The following is a 17,471-nucleotide window of genomic DNA, read 5'->3' as shown; positions in this document are numbered from 1 at the left end:
CTCAAATTGTAAAATTCTCTATCATCACAAAATCATCAATCTCAATCTGAACACTAAATTGAGTACCCACGGGGCTTTTAAAGCGCTTTAATTGAATAATATTATCTTGCGATCGCGATTGAATTGATTGGATAATTTTTCCTGATGCTGACAGTAATTTTAAAGTTATTCCTGTGGGTAAATATTCATCTTGGCTACGACTACGTAATTGAATCCGAATACCAATTCTGTCATCTGTTTCTGTATCTAATCCCATGATTAAGATGACTTCAGTATTGGGTAGATTTAGAGATTTTGCTCTTTTGATAATGGCATCACTTTCTTCTCCTGCGTTCCGAAAACTAAAGCCTAAACTCGCATTTGTGCCCAATAAATTATCCAAAGATTGCCAGCTTTCTTCAAAAGTATTTTGCAACCACTGACTAATATTTGCGGCTACTTGATGAGGAGTTAGATTAGTTGGCACTTCTCCTTGACGTAATTGATATAATTTTTGCCGCCAATTATCATTACTAACTAATTCACCCCATAAAGAAAAGGGTAATTCTAATCTGGGTTGAATAATATTTGGACTGGTTAATCTGGATAATAAATTTTCTGCTTGGATGGCTGGTACAGATGATAAACTAGCCACAGGAAAACGGGTTTTTTCTTCAGGATTGAGTTGGCTAACTACCCACAAAACATTTAAATCTGAAATTATTTCCTCTGCATCCAAATTATATCTTCCTGACACTTTGATTTGCTCATGGGTAGTATATCCCCATACTCGCATCGATAATTCATCAGGATTGATTTGAACTGCTAAATAATAATCTCCGACTAATTTGGGCACGTCTACCCATTCTTGGGGGATGGAATATTCACTATTGTCTAGAGATTTTTCTGGGATGATAATTAGGCGTTTATTTCCCCAGTTGATTACACTACCATTGACGACATCCCAAAAACTAGAAAGTAATTTTTCATTGAATACAAGACTTGTTTGTTGTTTGTATTCTGTTTGTAACCAAGGCAGAAGAATTTGCAGAGAAACTTCATTTAAGTATGCATTCCACTGCCCTTTTGCAGTTGATTGTAACTGACTTTTTAACCAAGATTGTTGTGCCAAATCTGGAGATATGGGAAATTCTAATTGGGTAGGATTTTCAGTTAGGAAAGTCATTTGATTTGAGATTTTGGATTTAAGATTCTAGATTCTCTCAGCACTTATTCATTACTCTCTGTGATAATGGGCTTGCAACCATTCCTCCAAGACTGTGCTAATATACTTAACCACGTCAGAAGTTACGGAAATATGCAGCGTTTGCTGACTCCAACGAGTAAGTGTCAGTAATAATGATTCCCGTGTTTTTGATAATCTGCGGGATACGGTGTATTGTTGGATGGCTAATTCTTGGGCTATTTGCTGCTGCGTTAAGGTTTTTTGGTAATATAACTGTAGCAGTTGTTGAGAAGTGGCATCTAGTTTCGCGATCGCCTCTGTTAAAATAGTGTTGATTTGTTTTTTTTGTTCGAGACGCGCAGCTTGTTCTTCTTCTTGAATCCACTCCGTTAACAAGGATTCCTGAAAATTATCGACTAATTCATCCTGTAATTCTCCCTCTTCATACCCAGGTTTCGGCGCATTCAAAGATTTCACCGCCGGATACAAATATTTACGCACTTGGTTGCCACATTCAATTAACCAACGTTCCATAGTTTCTTGGCTACATTCTCCACCCGGAGAGGAAAGCTGATGGCGCATGTGGTTGTATGCTGCGGCAATTGCTTGCCAAGTTGCGGAGTCTGGGGCTGCTGTTTGCCTTAATCGGGGATTTTTGCGAGATAAATAAATACTTTCAAAACAAGTCCAAGCAAGTAAATAACGTTCGCGAGTTGCCGTATCAAATCCAGCATTTTGTAAGGATTCTGTCAAGAGTTTGCGACTGGTTTTGAGTAATAAAGCCCAATTGTTACAAAAATCAGCTTCCTTAGTTTGTTTGAGATAATCGCGGATAATATTGCCAAAAGCAATACTCGCATAAGCCTTAACGCTACCACTGACATCAGGATTGCAAGATTTGAGAATTTTAGGAACAGATGCGATCGCAACTTGAAATAGGTCTGGTACTCTATCATAGGATTGTTGCGATCGTAGCATCATTTTCTGTACAGTCCAGTAACAAGCCTCTTGTAGATAAGCTGACATATGTCCTAAAGCCACTTCTGGTTTCTCCGATTTTTGCGTTTGTTTATGCCAATAAACAGCCCAAAAATCGTCACTCACCTTAGCTTCAGAAAAATGATTTAAACAAGCTTTGATGCTGCGATGTAGTTTTGCATCAGTTACCCAACCACTAAAGCGATTGGACTCAAATTGCAAAAAAGTAGAAAAAAGCTCAATCAAATTTTGACGCGCACGCATAAGCAATACTTGTCGATTCAAGGAAAAGTGAAAAGGGCAGATGTGGGATGCACAGACAAAGACGGATAACAAATAGAGGCATTTCTTTGTATCTCTGACTCTGAACCCAGCAGCACCCATAACTCAAACTACCAAGGATTCCCAATTAATGTAAATCCAGCCCAATAATAAGGATGGGATAACTCTCGATTATCGAGATTAGCAACAACTTCGGCAGGTAACGAATTATTACGGCGAATAGATGGATTATTTTGTAAACTCACCTGCTGTTTGAGCATCGCAATTTGCGTTTGTCGCAGCGCTTCTGCTTTCATGGGATTAGCTTTGAGTTGCTGGTAAAAATGAGTCATCAAAGCCAGTGTTCCCCCATCATCAACACTCCAAAGACTGGCAATCACAGCTTGTGCCCTCGACATCACAGCAAAACCCGCAAAGCCTAACTCAGCTTGGGCATCACCTAATGCAGTCCGACAAGCACTTAATACCAATAGTTTTACCAGGGGTTTATCCAAGCCTAAACTTTTGATTTCATCCAAACGAACTTGTGCATCCCAAAACTGAATATAAGATTGTTGTACAGAACCAGGAGAAAATTCTGCATGGGTAGCTAAATGCACAATTCCAAATGGATAAAGAGCGCGTTGTTTTTTCAGATTTTTGAGGGTAAATTCTTGATTTAACAGTGATTTACCTTGCCATTTATCACTAGTAATACTAGACAATTCTAAAGGAACAGCAGGCAAGGGTTCTTTATTTTTAAACTCTGACGCGCCCATTGCCAAAACTTGGGTTTGCGTAATATTGGCGGGTTGCAAATCTAGTAAATTGAAAGCTGGAATAATCCCCAAACTATATTTCTCAACTAAAAATTGTTTCCCATCAGAAATTGCTGCCAAAGGAACAGTTCGCAAGCCACCACCTAAACAAAATATAAGATTATTAATTCCCTGTGCTTGTAGTTCACTTTCTAAAGGAGAAATCAGCAAGTCGTATACCTGTTTGCCCGAACTGAGATAATCACTACGCTGAGAATTCGGATTAACAATGTCTTTGCGAAATTTACTTACTAGACTGACAACAACATCTCTTTTTGCCTTGGTAATCCGCTGATGAATTGGGGATTTACCCGGTGTCACCAAGATTAATTCCAAATGTTTCGGAGTTGGGACAGCGTATATTAAAGCACTTTTGGTTCCATTTTGTTGGTGGATTTGCTCCAGAATCCGACTAATTTCTTTAACTTCAATCATTCGATTAGAAGGCAGTTTTCCCTGGGCATATTCATCATACTGCTGCTTCCATCCCTGTTCCACATGTATAATCGCTGAGTTAATATCCTGATTATCAAGCAACTTTGTAAGAACTTCGGGTTGGAGACGCGACACGGGAAGCAACGTAGTAGATTTTGCGGCTGGAGAAACAGAGTTGAAAGTATTAAGTGATTCCCTGGAAATTCTTAGCCCATACAGCCCAATGATAGATAAACTGAGCATCGAAAGGGCTAGTAGAGTTAGTTTTATTTTGTTCATACTCCTTGATACACCAAGTTTAATAGTTATTTCAGCAATCTCAAGACCTTATTTCTGTAACTACATTCAAAATTTTACAGTTCCTTGTGGGATTTGCAATTTTAAGATTTAAGATTTTGGATTTTACTATTGCTAGGGGTACTGAGTATCGGGAGTATCTTAATCTTGGCAAAAATATTAGCTAGTGATTATTACTACTTCTATTTAGTGGTGTTGTCTGGTTATTTGTGCAACCCTTCAGTAGGCAAGGAATTGGGATTAGGTTTTATCGAACTCATGTTTTCATTCGATATTTTTATGTATTAATGAATTCGTTCTAAAATTAAATGGTTGTGGTTAGTTAATCTCGCTTCCCAGTTAGGCTCAACAACAATTGTGCTAATTTTCTCGACAATGATTGCACTGCCTTTAATCTTATCTCCTGGTTGTAAATCCTCTCTTTGATAAACTGGTGCATCATGCCATTTATTGGCTGTAAACATTTTGACGATTTCTACAGGTATTGGCATTTCATTGACGGGACGAATACGAGATAATAATGGTTCTTCGGGAGTATCCATCTTTTGAATTAACTCCACTGAAATTGACTCGACAATTAGGCTTTTTTCTGCTTGAATAAAACCATAACTATTTTTATGTAACTCTGTAAATTCTTGTTGCATTGTGAGAATATCGAAAGCAAAATCAACAGTTAATGTAGAATTACTACCTTCATATTTCAAATTTACTTTTTTGACCAATTCTTCTCTAGTTGTCCTGATATCTTCTGGTACATCTATTTCTATAGCTTCGCCATTTCTCACCTGAATTGCTAAACTTTTGATTAATTGCTGTAATTGCGGGATTAATTCTTTTGTTAATTCCTTTTCTACTCCTAATTCCCTCATTATCCTCACATCAGCTAACCCCATTCCATAAGCTGAAAGTACACCAGCATAAGGATGTAAAAATATATTTTTCATCCCCAATGTATCAGCTATTAAACAAGCTACCTGTGCGCCTGCACCACCAAAACAACACAGCGCATATTCTGTGACATCATAACCCCGTTGTAGGCTGATTTTTTTGATAGCATTTGCCATATTTTCGACAGCGATCGCCATAAATCCGGCTGCAACTTCTTCGGGTGTGCGATTATTGCCTGTTACTAGTTGAATTTCTGTTGCTAATTGCTGAAATTTTTCGCTAACAACTTCCTTATCTAAAGGCAAATTCCCATCAATTCCAAATACAGAAGGAAAATATTGTGGATGAATTTTACCTAACATAATATTGGCATCTGTAACAGCCAATTTTCCACCCCTTCTATAGCTTGCTGGACCAGGATTTGAACCCGCAGATTCGGGACCAACTCGATAACTTGAACCATCAAAAAATAAAATCGAACCACCACCAGCAGCAATTGTATGGATGTCCAAAACTGGAACCCGCATCCTCGCGCCAGCAATTTCAGAATCTAATTGACGTTCATATTCCCCTTTAAAATGAGCAACATCTGTGCTTGTTCCCCCCATATCAAACGTAATGATTAACTCAAAACCTGCTCTTTTACTCGTTTGCACTGCACCAACAATGCCACCAGCAGGTCCACTCAAAATACTATCTTTACCCTGAAATTGCGCGGCGGCAACTAAGCCACCGTCGGATTTCATAAACATTAATTTGACATCTGGTAATTGGTTAGCAACTTGGTTGATATAACGTTGCAAAATCGGTGTTAAATAAGCATCAACAACTGTTGTATCTCCCCGACTCACTAGCTTCATTAAAGGGCTAACTTGATGCGATATTGAGATTTGAGTGAATCCAACTTGTTGAGCTATTGCTGCTACTATTTCTTCATGCTGAGGATAATTATAACTGTGCATAAATACAATTGCACAACTACGAATCCCTAGATTATAAACTGCTTGTAAATCTTCCTTCACCTGCTCTATATTTACTGGAATTAATTCATTTCCCTGTGCATCATAGCGCTCATCTACTTCCACCACCTGCTCGTACAACATTGTCGGTAAAATTATCTGTCGTGCAAATATATTCGGTCGATTTTGGTAGCCAATTCGCAATGCATCTTTAAACCCTTTAGTAATTACGAGAACAACACGATCGCCCTTTCTTTCTAAGAGTGCATTTGTCGCTACTGTTGTTCCCATTTTGACAACTTCTATTTCTGTTGTCGGGATGGATTGATTGGCTGCAAGTCCGAGAATATCCCGAATCCCTTGAATCGCCGCATCTTGATATTGTTCGGGATTTTCGGAGAGTAATTTATAAACTATTACCCATTGCCGATCGCCCAGAGAAACTATTAAAAAACGTTCTGGATGTTTTAATAATCGGTCTATAATTAATTGACTATCTGTAACAGCAACAATATCTGTAAATGTACCGCCCCTGTCTGCAAAAACTTTTAGCATAGTAAAATTCTGGAAATTCTGGAAATTATCCAAACGCAGCAATTCTTACAATCAATGCGATCGCAATTTATCGCCAATATTTAGCCTACAACTAAACTCAGCTAAATAGGAATTATTATATCTCAATCTGTATATGAATTTTACTGGGGATATCTGGAGTGATTAGGCTTTGGGAATTATACTCACTAAAGCTCACTAAAGTTAACAAAAATAGATATGAAATCACTCGCGATCGCATTTCTAGCGTAGAATTAACCAAGCGACTCAATAATTTATTATTTATTCACAATGAAAATCCGGGACAACACAATTAAATTAAATCAGTTCTTAAAGTTAATGGGTCTAGTTTCAACTGGTGGACAAGCCAAGCTAATGATTCAAGGCGGTGAAGTTTTAGTTAATGGTGTCCTAGAAACCCGGCGAGGTAGAAAACTAATACCTGGCGATAAAGTCACATTAGAAGGACAAACATTTGAGGTAAATTTGAATAATAATCAAGACTCAAATACATTTTTAAATTCTTCAGAAGAAAACGAATAGTCTTTTGAAAAAATCCAATTCACAAATTAATAAAAAAAAGAGAGTGGGAGGAAGCATATCAATCGCTTTCAAACTCCCACTCAGGTATTTATCGCTGAAGCGGTTAGAAACAATGTATAAATGTTGTTATTTAGGGGGCTAACATGTGGATCAATGACAACAGATATACATACATTTCTGATGCGACAAATACCAAGCCTAATGACTGAATATTTATGTAATTCAATGGTATTTGTTATCAGGTAGCAGATGCATTTTGAGACTTGATGATAATACATTTCTAGATAAAATCTAGTAGTATTATTTGCTAGTTAATGAGGTAGTTAATACACCCTGACAACAACACCCTTGAAGTCGTTTATCTTTGTTTAATTTAACTGAGTAAATCGAGATCGAGTTGCCAATATGGCAGGTTTATTGATTAGTTTTTTTGGGGTTTTAAATTTGTAATTAAATCTAAAAATGGTATATTTGATTTCTCTTTTTATCTCAACCAAGTGTCAGAATATCTGACTCAGAATATATAAATAAGCATATAGTGCTTGGAAGTTGTAGGCAGAAAACAGAAGATATATAGCCGAATCATCCTTCTGTGACTCGGCAAGCTAGATAATTATAAAAGGCTTAAATCTTGCTTTTGAAGTCACTTTGAAGTCACTTTGAAGTTGAGATACGCCACTTTCTTGACTGTTCTGAGCCTAAATCTAAACAGATCGGCTTTTTTGGAGGGGGCTTGGGGGACGCAACCGTCCCCCAATCGGGGTTTTGGGGGAGAATCCCCCAAATCTTGGTTCTCAAGAAATTGATTAACTGACAACCTTAGCTGAACCGTATCCACCGATACTTGAAATTACCTTTTACTCCTCAAGGGGACTGCATTTACATACAATTGGAGTTCTTTGAATTTCTTCGCTATACGAGATACTAAGAAGTACAGAAAATCATCGCTTGGGAGACAGAATGTACGTTCTTATCGGTGGAGTTGGCAGGATGGGATCAGATTTAGCCAAAACCCTAATACACATGGGTCATACGATCGCAGCAGTAGATACTGATGCCGTAGCTTGCCAATATGCTCGCGAGAAAATTGGCGTAATGGCTTTTGAAGGCAGCGCCGTCAACACAACTGTGCTGCTAGAAGCAGGAATTCGCAAAGCTAATGCTGTCATCGCCACCCTACAAGAAGACGCACTGAATTTAGCATTAGTCACCTTATGTAAACACTACGGCGTACCCCAAATTATCGTGCGTATGAGCGATCGCGACTTTGCAGAACCTTATCAACTAGCAGGGGCAACTCATATCATTAGCACAACAGAATTAGCGATTAACCGAGTCATTAATGCCATTGAATATCCCCAAGTAGATGCCATGATGCACTTTGAACAGGGACAAATTGAGGTTTTGAAACTTTCCATTCCTCAAAATTGCTCCATTGTTGGGCGTAGCGTGGCTGAAATTGCCCAAGATTATCGATTTCCTGCTGGTACCCTCATTATTGGTTATCAGGCTCATCCCCAAGAAAATCTCAATATTCCCAATGGCAGCACTATTTTAGAAAGTGGATCAACTATCTTAGCCGTCACTAAACCCGAACTTGTGCGACAACTAATTGATTTTATGGGGCTATGTTCTCCTTAGGAATGTGAATTGGATAAACGGTTTCTTGGATTTAAGTATCGAGCATCATCTAACTTTTTCATGAGAAACCGGATTTCTCCCTGCGCGAATATCCTTTTATATTTACTTTATAAATGCTCTCTCAATCATCTTTAAGAGATAGGAGCTTTTCGTTGAGTTCTTCCACATAAGACTTGGCAATCTCATCCGGCAGTAATCCCTTCAAGACGGCATCATTGATTGCTCCCTTTTCTGCTGTATAAAGGCGACGGTATAAACCATCCAAGTAGCTTCGTTCTTCAAGTTCGTTTAATTCGTAGTCGATCCGATGGTTGTAGAGATTACGTAATTTTTCTTCTGAAGAAGCAATTCGGGCTTGATAAGAGGCAAATAGCTCTTCGTACAAAAACTTCGGTAAACTACCAGACTGTAGGAGGTTTCTTAACTCTTCTTGCGCCGCCTTTGCTGCAATCAAATTTAGTTGTAAGGGTTCAATTTCTTGACGCACTGAAGAAGGCTTTGATAACCGTAGCCGCTTAACCAACCACGGTAAACTCAGACCTTGCCCGACGAGAGATACTAACACAGTGCTAAATACTAAAGTAACAACTTGCATCCGTCCAGGTAAGCTGAAAGGCAAACTCAGGGCAAGAGCCATCGACAGCGAACCTTTAACATTTCCAAAAATTAAGACATGCTGCCACCGTATCGGCAAAGGACGATCAACAAAACCTAATAGAAAAAGCAAGGGATAAATCGAAAAAATCCGCCCAATCTGATAAGCCAATATTGCAATAAGGGCAGAGGGGATAGTAGCCCAGAGAATGTTTGGTTCAACTTCAATCCCTACAAACAAAAAAATAAACGTATTCACCCCAAACCCAGCATATTCCCAAAAACTAAGTAATGTAACCTTAATGGAAGCAGAGCTTTGACGAAATGCCAGATTACCAATTACAAGACCAGCAACAAGGACTGCGATCGCACTAGAAACCCCCAAAGCTTGACCAATTTGGAACGTCCCCAAGGATACAGCTACCGTGAGCAAAATGCTGCTTAGGGCATCATCCAACTGTCGAAATAGCCCTACACATAAATAGCCTAAGCCTAAGCCCAGAACGCCACCCCCCACAAATGCAATAAAAACTTGCTTAATCCCTTCACCAAGGGTGAATGTTCCCTGAAGATGCACCGCAGTAATAATACTCAGCAATACCATCGCCACCCCATCGTTGAAAAGACTCTCCCCTTCAACAATTGTGGCTAATTGCCCAGGTACTGGTACACTTCTGAAGGCAGCAATCACAGAAACTGTGTCGGTAATAGTTAAAATAACACTGACTGCACAGGCGGTAATCCAAACTAAACCTAACCCTAACTTGAGTAGAATCGCTGTAATAGCTGCCGATAGAATCACCCCTGGGCCAGCTAATAATGTAATAGGTTTAATGGTGCTACGTAAGCGACTAATATCGGTGTTAATAGCTGCTTCAAAAATTAAAATAGGCAAAAATAAATTCAAAATTACATCAGGGTTTAGACCAATTGATTCAGGTAATGCCTGTTTGGTAATCGCTAAACCCGCTAATACTAGCCCTATCACATAGGGGATACGTAGCCATCGCGTGACTAAAGCAACAGTTGTGGCTACTAGGAGCAACACAATTAGAGTATTAACTAACCCTTGAAATTCTCCAGAGGGTAATGCAACAGATTGCCCTAACAGTAGATTACTGAACTCACTTGTAGGCAAATAGTTCGTCACAATGTCCCCCTTCAGTGATCAAATATCCTAGTACATCCTAAAGGGGAATTTGCAGAGAAATCACTGCTCACCCAACAGGTTTTCATTTTTTCAGAGCAATTTCATTTTACTGGGAATCTGGGCATAGAGATGAGAGGTAATTATCCGCCAGAAACAGCAGTCAAGACCGCACAAATTTGTAGAGAGTAAATGCGATCGCCTCAAATATCAATGACATTAATAGATTGATATTCCGACTAATAGTATCCCCAAAAGAGATGAAATGACTCTGACTATATTACCTTTATTTAGTAGAACACGAATCCTAATGATTCCTGCTTGATCGTTTATATCCATATTCAGTAATTGAGTATATGCAGGTTCATTTATTAGTATTGATGAGACAAAAGAACCGAATATATATAGCAATGAGCCAATGATAAATAGCAAGTTTCTAAAACCACAAATAAGATATGCTGCAAATATCAAAATTGGCACTAGCACAATTATGTTAATAATAATCGATTTTCTTCCTCTGATGATAATTTCCGAATAAACGGAATAATACCTTTCTTCTGTTATAGCCTTTCCTAGGCTACTGAGGTACGCATAAACCTTTCCAACTAAGAATAAGCCGCTAAAATGTACTTCACTAGGTTGGGAACCGCTATAAGGCATTAAATGTTTCTCGAAGAACTGTAGACAGAAATAGGACAATTCCAGCAAAAAGAGCAGAAAGAATTAAAAACGAAATCTTAAATAGCAATTCCATTTTTGACTCCTGAAAGTGTTGCTTGCGAGAAGCATCTATCTAATGATGAAGCCGAGCGTCGGTGTCGTGATCGCATTAATCAAAATTTAAATTTGTTTCTATTTTATGCGTATTGGTGACAACTAAAAGCGATCAGATGTAGTTTTGACAATAATTGCGATCGCTCGAAACAAAAATAATCCTTGCTTCCCAAAAGTTTCAGGATAAAGCACTAATTATGTTTTTATGCCGCGTTACTTACCAGTTATACCATTTCACGAAAAATCTGATACAGATGTAAATCCTGAAAGCTTTGCTGCATCTAAGTTTTTTAATTGCGTAGCTTTAGCTTCTCGCGAAGCGAGTATTGCGAATTGCGAATTGTGAATTGGTATTACCCTTGCAAAATCATGGCAGCTAAATTAGACTAAGTCCATAGACTAAGTTTTTTATATTATGGAAACTGTAAATATACATCAGGCTAAGACAAATCTCTCTCGACTACTGTCCCGTGTGGAACTTGGAGAAGAAATTGTGATTTCAAACCGAGGTGTTCCCATTGCCAAGCTTGTTCCATTTCGGACATCGTTAGATCGACGCTCTAGTTTGGGGCAAGATCGGGGGATGTTTATCGTACCAGATGACTTTAATGCCCCTTTACCAGAAGATATTCTGGTGGCATTTGAAGGTGGTGCAGAGTGAGACTTTTACTAGATACACAATGCTGGTTATGGTGGTTTGCTCAACCAGAAAAGTTAAGTGAGAACGTGATTGAACAAATTGCAGATGAAACCAATGAAGTCTGGTTATCAGTTGCCAGTGTTTGGGAGATGGGAATTAAGGTTTCAATCGGTAAGTTGCCTCTGCGAGAACCAATAAACGATTATGTTTCTACTCGCATGAACCAATTAGGAGCTAGATCACTAGAAATTACAGCCTCACATGCTCTGCGGGTAGCTGTATTACCTTTACATCATCGTGATCCTTTTGACAGAATGCTGATTGCACAAGCTCAGGTTGAAGACATGACGCTTGTAAGTGCGGATTTGATGTTTAAGCAATATGAAGTCTCTTTACTCTGGGCAGCTAGTTCGTAGTAATGAGGAGACTTTATCGGTTCCAAAATGATTAGGATAAAGCGTCGCTGTTAACCTATCCCACTCAAACTCCATGCCCAAATCATAGTAGATTGTACTCATCAAATAAGTGCGATCGCTCGAAACAAAACCCAATTTTTTTAGTTGATGTGTACTAATGATAAATGTGATAAATTAAGTGCGATCGCACTTGAGTAATAGTTTCAAAGTCGCGATCGTTGTGAAATCAAAAGTCAATCGTTTTCCAGGGCAGCTTGGGCAATACAGCAATCAATTGGGCTGCGAACAATAAACGCACAAGTCATAGTATGTACGGGCAGTCGCTTGCCAAGAATGAATCGTGGCTCTGCATTAGCAAGTATTATTTATACACAACCCTAAATCGCTCACAAACTAAAAGCATTTCACAGGTGGGCTGCTTCCCAATTTTAGGTAAAACTCGCGAGAAGTATTCCCAATGTTCCCTTCGCCAAGATTCTAGAGATCGCTCATCCTCGCCTTCTTCAAAGGCAAACTGTGTATCCACCTCACTAAATGCTCGAATCTCTACTTCTATAGTTTCAATAATACAAAGTGGGTTGTTATCCCCGTCCAGCACAATTGTTTTTGATCCCACCTTAGGGATTTCGCTACCCTCTGCTTCCCATTCCCATAAAGCGGAACAAGTTGCGGTTTTAACCCCTCTCAGAATTAGGTTTCCGAGTTCATTTGCCAGAACAGAGTTATCTCCAAATTGATCAGCCTCATAGTCTTCGGAACTGAATGAAGCATTTGGAATAGATGCTAAGTATGCTTGCCAATACTGCTCTAATTGCTCCTGACTCATAAGATTTCAGTTTTAAGCGATCATGGAACGTGTTTTGTTGAAGGTATTCTAATATGGAGATAAGTAACGGGTGTGTGTCAACCTTCTACAGAGAAAAAGAAAAGCCCTAACGTGCCGTAGCTGTTGCAAAGTTTTGACAATTGCTTCCCAAACTGAAACTGCGCTTAGATAAACTTCGTTGTCTGGATTACGAATCGCATCCCGAACATCTGTTAGCAACTGGGTATCACCACTGATAAACCACAGAAAAATGTGTGTATCGAGCAGGATTTTCATTTGCCCTCGAATGCATTCAAAATCTCTTCCGGCAAAGGGGCATCAAAATCGTCGGGGACAGTGAACTCGCCAGAACATAAGCCGAATGGTCGTAGTTGCTTACTACTCGACGAAATTGGTCTCAGTTCAGCGATCGCCTTCTCTGCTTGAAGAATCACAAAAGTTTCACCTGCTTCTACTTGACGCAGATACTTTGAAGGGTCGCGCAGAATTTCATCAACTGTTACACTCAACATAAGAAACCCTCAATGCAAGTTTAAGGAAGAACATTCCATCTCCCCCAATTGTAGATGATGGGTTGTATGCTCTGAGTTTGGATAAATCTTAACTTCAAAATCTTTGAACAGTCGCGATCGCTCGAAACAAAAACCCAAATTTCTTTTTAGTTGATGTGTACTGATGATAAATTAAGTGCGATATGTCTTTGGCATTAAGATTCGCTTATCGAATGTGGTTTTAATATTATTAACGGTTTGGAGTTGGGCTGACGAATACAAACTCTCGATCCCCATTAATAAAAAATTTTATACGTTCGGCTCTAATGACTGGTTAGCTTTTTGGCGTTGAGCAATTTGCATTAATAATCGCAATGCTTCATTGACAGCATCTTCAGTAGGAAAAGCTTGAGCTACATCAGGATCAAGAAGAACAAGATTTGTTCCTGCCTTATAACGCTCAACATACTTTCCTTTTACACCTCCTGCAAGTTGAGAGAAATCATACTCAGGACGTAATTCATCCTCCATTTCCACATCAATTTCCCTGTTCATAAAATCTCTGCTCCTGTCTAGTTGCTTTTCGGGCACTGATAATTCTTATTGTTTCTCCTCGGTCAGTATGAGCAACAATTAGAAGCTGCCCAAATCTTGATATTCCAATGATAATGTAGCGGCTCTCTCCAATTGAATGGTCTGGGTCAGGAAAGGTTATAGACAACGAGTCGTTGAATACAGTCGCCGCTTCTTCAAACGAAATGCCATGCTTTCTATAGTTTGATTCAGCCTTGTCTGGATTCCACTCAAATTCCATGCGAAACTGCTCACTATTACCCACCAAGTCTAACGGCTAAATCTTCAGTCGCAATTGAGATAAATCTCATCTTTACGCAAAACTTTTACAAAGGAACCTGAAGCACGTTCCAGCAGAACATCAAATTTGCTATTTGGCATTCTCAGATCAAGTGGAATGATGTGTATTGGGAGTTGTGCACGTTTCCCGCCGTCTGCCAGACCAATACCAGCACAGAGAATGACTGTAATCTCTCCATTTCGCAGACACCCTAGGACTGTTGCCGGATAACGCCAATATTTACTCATTTCTGATATTGAGAGAATACCTGATACAATTAGAAGCCTCTGAACAGAAAAACTTCAAGCTATTATCATCAACTACTAAAATTAAGCTACCTAACTACCCACTATACTTCATAAAAATGGGCAGACAAGAAATGCCTACCCAAAAGTTAAATAAACAAAATATTACTGACCAGATGACGGTTCTAGCTTAATCACTGGCGAATTTGGTTGATTATTGGGCTGTACATTACCTTGTTGCATTCGCTGCCGTTGTCTGGTAAAAAATGATGCTGCTTCTTGGTCAAGTTCTTGACGTTTTTGATTAGCAAAATCTGGGTTGTAACTACCAATGCCTAATTGGGCGTTGTGGAGTAATTGAAACATGCTGAATCCATTTTGTTCAACACCTTGGTTAAATGGATCATTGGCATTGGGTTGATCGTAGTTTTGCGGGTTGGTAAATTGTGCCATGGTTTTCTGTGGCACTGTAACAGATGCTAAACCTAACCCAAAAGCGATCGCTAATCCTAAAGAACGAATTTTCATACAGTTTGCCCCTCGAACACTCTAAATTGTTTACTTGGCTGATTCTAGGTAATAATGATTGTTTCTATTCTAAGAAAGTGTCTTGCGTAAGCGTGGTTGAATACTAATTAATGCTACAGCAGCAAAACCAACCAACACTAGCAATGCACCTCCAAAGCTAACATCACCCCAAAACGATCGCATAACAATACTGTTCAATCCCCAGTTGCTATGGGTATACAAATAGCGAATTGGTTCGATCGCATAGCTGAGGGGATTAATGGTGGCAATAACTTGCAACCAGTTGGGCATAAATGATAAAGGTGCCAATGCAGTGCTAGCAAAGAGCATTGGTAGGGTACTCACGAAAATCACGGCAATGAGTTCGATATGTCCGGGTAGTGTAAATGCTAAACCCAAGCTCAAGGCTGTAACACCCAAAGCTAGCGCAAACACTATCAAGGCAATAGTCGCTAACCCGGCGACATCGGGTAAACCTGCACCGAGAAATGCCGCAGCAGCAACAATAACGGCTGCCTGTAATAAACTTTGGCTAATAATAAAGATTGCCGATGCAAATACAATCGAAAAGCGTGATGCTAAAGGTGCTACCAGTAAGCGATTGAGGAAACCGAACTCTCTGTCAAACATTATCGGCAATCCAGCATTTAATGCCCCAGCAAAAGCGGTAAATACAATGACACCAGCAGCTAAAAATTGTCCGTAATTTGTCGTACTCCCGAAAATACCCTTGGGTGCATTTTGGAATAAAGCACCGAATAGCACCAACCACATTACTGGTTGAATAATGCCTGCAAATAGGGTTGAAGGACGACGCTGTAATTGGATGAATAGGCGTTTTGTCAGCGCTAGGGTTTCTTGGATGGTTTCACCCAAAAAATTAGCTGGTGCAGCATCTTGATAAAGTTGCGGAGATGCGATTTGCTGCCAGTTTATATCTGATTTTGGGTCTGATTTGGGAGGTGTTAAGGTGTTACTCATAATAATTTTGAATTGGGTGAATTGGCATTTTGTAATGGAGATGAGGAGAGGGGGAGATGGGGAGATGGGGAGATGGGGAGACACGGAGATGGGAAGATGGGGAGATGGGGAGACACGGAGATGGGGAGACACGGAGAGGGAGAGATGGGGAGACACGGAGAGGGGGAGATGGGGAGAGGGGGAGACACGGAGAGGGAGAGATGGGGAGATGAGATGCAAATCATATTTTCCATATCGATATTGTCCCCGCGTCCCCGCGTCCCCGCGTCCCCGCCCGCGTCCCCGCGTCCCCGCGTCCCCGCCCGCGTCCCCGCGTCCCCGCGTCCCCGCGTCCCCGCGTCCCCGCGTCCCCGCCCGCGTCCCCACATCCCCGCGTCTCCAAGTCCCCGCGTCCACATTCTCATCTCATATTCTGCTTTTTCTCGGCTTTGGGATCGCGATTCGCTACAGCTGCCATTTCTGCATCCATAAGGGTGCGCCCTGTGGCTGCTAAATAGACATCGTCAAGGCTGGGGCGAGATTGGGCAATGCCAAACATCGGTAAACCAGCGTTATTTAAGGCTTGTTGAATGGTGATTAAGGTGTCATTTTCTGGTGTGACAACTAAGTTAAGTGAGTTACCTTGAGCGCTATTAATAATTACTTCTTGGACAAAAGACAAAGATTTCAACAAATCCTTTGCTTTTTCGGCTTCTTCTGGAGGGGAAAATTCGCGAATCCGTAGTGTGACGCGATCGCCTCCTACTCTATCTTTTAATTCTGATGGTGTCCCTGCGGCAATAACTACACCACGATCAATTATTGCCACGCGATCGGCAAGTGCGTCAACTTCTTCTAAATAGTGGCTGGTGATTAATACTGTGGTTCCAGCTTCCCGCAATTTTCGCAAAAATTCCCAAACAATAAATCGACTTTCAATATCAAGTCCCACAGTCGGTTCGTCGAGAACCAAGACATCGGGTGCGTGTAATAAACCCGCAGCTAAGTCTAAACGCTTGCGTATCCCACCCGAATAAGTTCCTGTTTTTTTATCGGCATATTCCTGTAACCCCAGTAATTCGATTACTGTGTTAATGCGCTGCTTTGTCACTGCCGCAGGTAAATGGTATAGTGCGGCTTGTAGTTGCAGCATTTCTCGACCAGTCAGTATTTTATCGAGAGCGACTTCCTGTGCCACATAACCCAAGCGTTGTCTTGCTGCTTTCGGATTTTCGACTACAGAAATACCAGATACTTCGACTTTGCCTGCATCGGGTGTAGTTAGAGTACACAAAGCCCGCAAAGTAGTTGTTTTGCCTGCACCATTGGGACCGAGTAAACCAAAAATTTCTCCTGGTTCTATCTCAAAGGATACATCCTTGACAGCCTCAACCGTCCCATAGCGCTTTTTGAGATTTTGAATCGAAACTGCGGCAGCCATGACAGAGTAATCCTAACTA

At 40.2% G+C, this 17,471-nt stretch carries 19 protein-coding genes; 5 read left to right on the top strand and 14 right to left on the bottom strand.

All coding sequences use genetic code 11. From position 1 onward, the window contains the following. Nucleotide 1: 1 nt before the first annotated feature. The 4 genes from VB733_RS05480 to VB733_RS05465 form a co-directional block, all read right to left on the bottom strand. Entirely contained in the window at nucleotides 2-1,165 is a 1,164-nt protein-coding gene (locus tag VB733_RS05480) for a DUF1822 family protein (protein WP_323339082.1), read from the bottom strand. 51 nt (nucleotides 1,166-1,216) lie between these two features. Further along, on the bottom strand, nucleotides 1,217-2,407 hold the full coding sequence (locus VB733_RS05475) for a sigma-70 family RNA polymerase sigma factor (protein ID WP_323339081.1): 1,191 nt from the start codon (nucleotides 2,405-2,407) through the stop codon (nucleotides 1,217-1,219). A 128-nt stretch (nucleotides 2,408-2,535) separates the two neighbouring features. Then, nucleotides 2,536-3,936 (bottom strand): CHAT domain-containing protein, encoded by a 1,401-nt coding sequence (locus VB733_RS05470; protein ID WP_323339080.1) that lies wholly within the window; start codon nucleotides 3,934-3,936, stop codon nucleotides 2,536-2,538. A 302-nt stretch (nucleotides 3,937-4,238) separates the two neighbouring features. Continuing rightward, nucleotides 4,239-6,356 carry a hydantoinase/oxoprolinase family protein gene (locus VB733_RS05465; protein ID WP_323339079.1) on the bottom strand — a complete coding sequence of 706 codons (2,118 nt, stop codon included), beginning with the start codon at nucleotides 6,354-6,356 and terminating at the stop codon, nucleotides 4,239-4,241. Nucleotides 6,357-6,644: 288 nt separating this feature from the next. Between VB733_RS05465 and VB733_RS05460 the strand changes: the two genes are divergently transcribed. Then, nucleotides 6,645-6,896, top strand: coding sequence for an RNA-binding S4 domain-containing protein (locus VB733_RS05460; RefSeq protein WP_323339078.1), 252 nt, complete (start codon nucleotides 6,645-6,647; stop codon nucleotides 6,894-6,896). A gap of 960 nt (nucleotides 6,897-7,856) precedes the next feature. Beyond that, nucleotides 7,857-8,537 carry a TrkA family potassium uptake protein gene (locus VB733_RS05455; RefSeq protein ID WP_323339077.1) on the top strand — a complete coding sequence of 227 codons (681 nt, stop codon included), beginning with the start codon at nucleotides 7,857-7,859 and terminating at the stop codon, nucleotides 8,535-8,537. A 121-nt stretch (nucleotides 8,538-8,658) separates the two neighbouring features. Here the strand turns inward: VB733_RS05455 and VB733_RS05450 are convergent, their stop codons facing one another. Further along, the gene (locus VB733_RS05450) at nucleotides 8,659-10,242 is read right to left on the bottom strand and encodes a sodium:proton antiporter (protein WP_323339109.1); all 1,584 of its coding nucleotides are present in this window, start codon (nucleotides 10,240-10,242) and stop codon (nucleotides 8,659-8,661) included. Between the two features lie 1,015 nt (nucleotides 10,243-11,257). Here VB733_RS05450 and VB733_RS05445 point away from each other — a divergent pair. The 3 genes from VB733_RS05445 to VB733_RS05435 all read left to right on the top strand — a co-directional run bounded on the left by VB733_RS05445 (nucleotide 11,258) and on the right by VB733_RS05435 (nucleotide 12,108). Then, nucleotides 11,258-11,398 (top strand): hypothetical protein, encoded by a 141-nt coding sequence (locus tag VB733_RS05445; protein ID WP_323339076.1) that lies wholly within the window; start codon nucleotides 11,258-11,260, stop codon nucleotides 11,396-11,398. 69 nt (nucleotides 11,399-11,467) lie between these two features. Next, on the top strand, nucleotides 11,468-11,713 hold the full coding sequence (locus tag VB733_RS05440; RefSeq protein WP_323339075.1) for a type II toxin-antitoxin system Phd/YefM family antitoxin: 246 nt from the start codon (nucleotides 11,468-11,470) through the stop codon (nucleotides 11,711-11,713). Next, a complete protein-coding gene (locus tag VB733_RS05435; RefSeq protein ID WP_323339074.1) occupies nucleotides 11,710-12,108 on the top strand; it encodes a type II toxin-antitoxin system VapC family toxin in 399 nt (132 codons plus the stop codon). Before VB733_RS05440 ends, VB733_RS05435 begins: the two co-directional genes overlap by 4 nt. A 361-nt stretch (nucleotides 12,109-12,469) precedes the next feature. Here the strand turns inward: VB733_RS05435 and VB733_RS05430 are convergent, their stop codons facing one another. From VB733_RS05430 to VB733_RS05390, 9 genes are all read right to left on the bottom strand, one after another. Beyond that, the gene (locus VB733_RS05430; protein WP_323339073.1) at nucleotides 12,470-12,934 is read right to left on the bottom strand and encodes an ASCH domain-containing protein; all 465 of its coding nucleotides are present in this window, start codon (nucleotides 12,932-12,934) and stop codon (nucleotides 12,470-12,472) included. A 48-nt stretch (nucleotides 12,935-12,982) separates the two neighbouring features. After that, on the bottom strand, nucleotides 12,983-13,210 hold the full coding sequence (locus VB733_RS05425) for a type II toxin-antitoxin system VapC family toxin (protein ID WP_323339072.1): 228 nt from the start codon (nucleotides 13,208-13,210) through the stop codon (nucleotides 12,983-12,985). After that, nucleotides 13,207-13,446 (bottom strand): type II toxin-antitoxin system Phd/YefM family antitoxin, encoded by a 240-nt coding sequence (locus VB733_RS05420; RefSeq protein ID WP_323339071.1) that lies wholly within the window; start codon nucleotides 13,444-13,446, stop codon nucleotides 13,207-13,209. The genes VB733_RS05425 and VB733_RS05420 overlap by 4 nt, the downstream gene beginning before the upstream one ends. A 288-nt stretch (nucleotides 13,447-13,734) precedes the next feature. Further along, the gene (locus VB733_RS05415) at nucleotides 13,735-13,980 is read right to left on the bottom strand and encodes a hypothetical protein (RefSeq protein ID WP_323339070.1); all 246 of its coding nucleotides are present in this window, start codon (nucleotides 13,978-13,980) and stop codon (nucleotides 13,735-13,737) included. After that, entirely contained in the window at nucleotides 13,964-14,239 is a 276-nt protein-coding gene (locus tag VB733_RS05410) for a BrnT family toxin (RefSeq protein WP_323339069.1), read from the bottom strand. The genes VB733_RS05415 and VB733_RS05410 overlap by 17 nt, the downstream gene beginning before the upstream one ends. 44 nt (nucleotides 14,240-14,283) lie before the next feature. Then, entirely contained in the window at nucleotides 14,284-14,526 is a 243-nt protein-coding gene (locus tag VB733_RS05405) for a hypothetical protein (RefSeq protein ID WP_323339068.1), read from the bottom strand. A 162-nt stretch (nucleotides 14,527-14,688) separates the two neighbouring features. Next, nucleotides 14,689-15,051: a hypothetical protein gene (locus VB733_RS05400; RefSeq protein ID WP_323339067.1), complete on the bottom strand. Its 363-nt coding sequence runs from the start codon at nucleotides 15,049-15,051 to the stop codon at nucleotides 14,689-14,691. Between the two features lie 69 nt (nucleotides 15,052-15,120). After that, on the bottom strand, nucleotides 15,121-16,032 hold the full coding sequence (locus VB733_RS05395; RefSeq protein ID WP_323339108.1) for an ABC transporter permease: 912 nt from the start codon (nucleotides 16,030-16,032) through the stop codon (nucleotides 15,121-15,123). Between the two features lie 400 nt (nucleotides 16,033-16,432). After that, complete coding sequence (locus VB733_RS05390; protein ID WP_323339066.1) at nucleotides 16,433-17,452, bottom strand: ABC transporter ATP-binding protein; 1,020 nt, start codon at nucleotides 17,450-17,452, stop codon at nucleotides 16,433-16,435. Nucleotides 17,453-17,471: the final 19 nt, after the last annotated feature.

It is taken from the genome of Calothrix sp. UHCC 0171 (assembly GCF_034931845.1).
GTDB lineage: Bacteria > Cyanobacteriota > Cyanobacteriia > Cyanobacteriales > Nostocaceae > Brunnivagina.
The sequence above is the reverse complement of the archived record's forward strand: the minus strand, read 5'-3'. Positions and strand labels throughout refer to the sequence as shown.

Coding starts and splice junctions, on each gene's coding strand:
- VB733_RS05390 (WP_323339066.1), bottom strand. CDS start 17,452: ATGGCTGCCGCAGTTTCGATTCAAAATCTCAAAAAGCGCTATGGGACG.
- VB733_RS05410 (WP_323339069.1), bottom strand. CDS start 14,239: ATGGAATTTGAGTGGAATCCAGACAAGGCTGAATCAAACTATAGAAAG.
- VB733_RS05400 (WP_323339067.1), bottom strand. CDS start 15,051: ATGAAAATTCGTTCTTTAGGATTAGCGATCGCTTTTGGGTTAGGTTTA.
- VB733_RS05415 (WP_323339070.1), bottom strand. CDS start 13,980: ATGAACAGGGAAATTGATGTGGAAATGGAGGATGAATTACGTCCTGAG.
- VB733_RS05430 (WP_323339073.1), bottom strand. CDS start 12,934: ATGAGTCAGGAGCAATTAGAGCAGTATTGGCAAGCATACTTAGCATCT.
- VB733_RS05425 (WP_323339072.1), bottom strand. CDS start 13,210: ATGAAAATCCTGCTCGATACACACATTTTTCTGTGGTTTATCAGTGGT.
- VB733_RS05480 (WP_323339082.1), bottom strand. CDS start 1,165: ATGACTTTCCTAACTGAAAATCCTACCCAATTAGAATTTCCCATATCT.
- VB733_RS05440 (WP_323339075.1), top strand. CDS start 11,468: ATGGAAACTGTAAATATACATCAGGCTAAGACAAATCTCTCTCGACTA.
- VB733_RS05470 (WP_323339080.1), bottom strand. CDS start 3,936: ATGAACAAAATAAAACTAACTCTACTAGCCCTTTCGATGCTCAGTTTA.
- VB733_RS05405 (WP_323339068.1), bottom strand. CDS start 14,526: ATGAGTAAATATTGGCGTTATCCGGCAACAGTCCTAGGGTGTCTGCGA.
- VB733_RS05420 (WP_323339071.1), bottom strand. CDS start 13,446: ATGTTGAGTGTAACAGTTGATGAAATTCTGCGCGACCCTTCAAAGTAT.
- VB733_RS05460 (WP_323339078.1), top strand. CDS start 6,645: ATGAAAATCCGGGACAACACAATTAAATTAAATCAGTTCTTAAAGTTA.
- VB733_RS05455 (WP_323339077.1), top strand. CDS start 7,857: ATGTACGTTCTTATCGGTGGAGTTGGCAGGATGGGATCAGATTTAGCC.
- VB733_RS05465 (WP_323339079.1), bottom strand. CDS start 6,356: ATGCTAAAAGTTTTTGCAGACAGGGGCGGTACATTTACAGATATTGTT.
- VB733_RS05475 (WP_323339081.1), bottom strand. CDS start 2,407: ATGCGTGCGCGTCAAAATTTGATTGAGCTTTTTTCTACTTTTTTGCAA.
- VB733_RS05445 (WP_323339076.1), top strand. CDS start 11,258: ATGCCGCGTTACTTACCAGTTATACCATTTCACGAAAAATCTGATACA.
- VB733_RS05395 (WP_323339108.1), bottom strand. CDS start 16,032: ATGAGTAACACCTTAACACCTCCCAAATCAGACCCAAAATCAGATATA.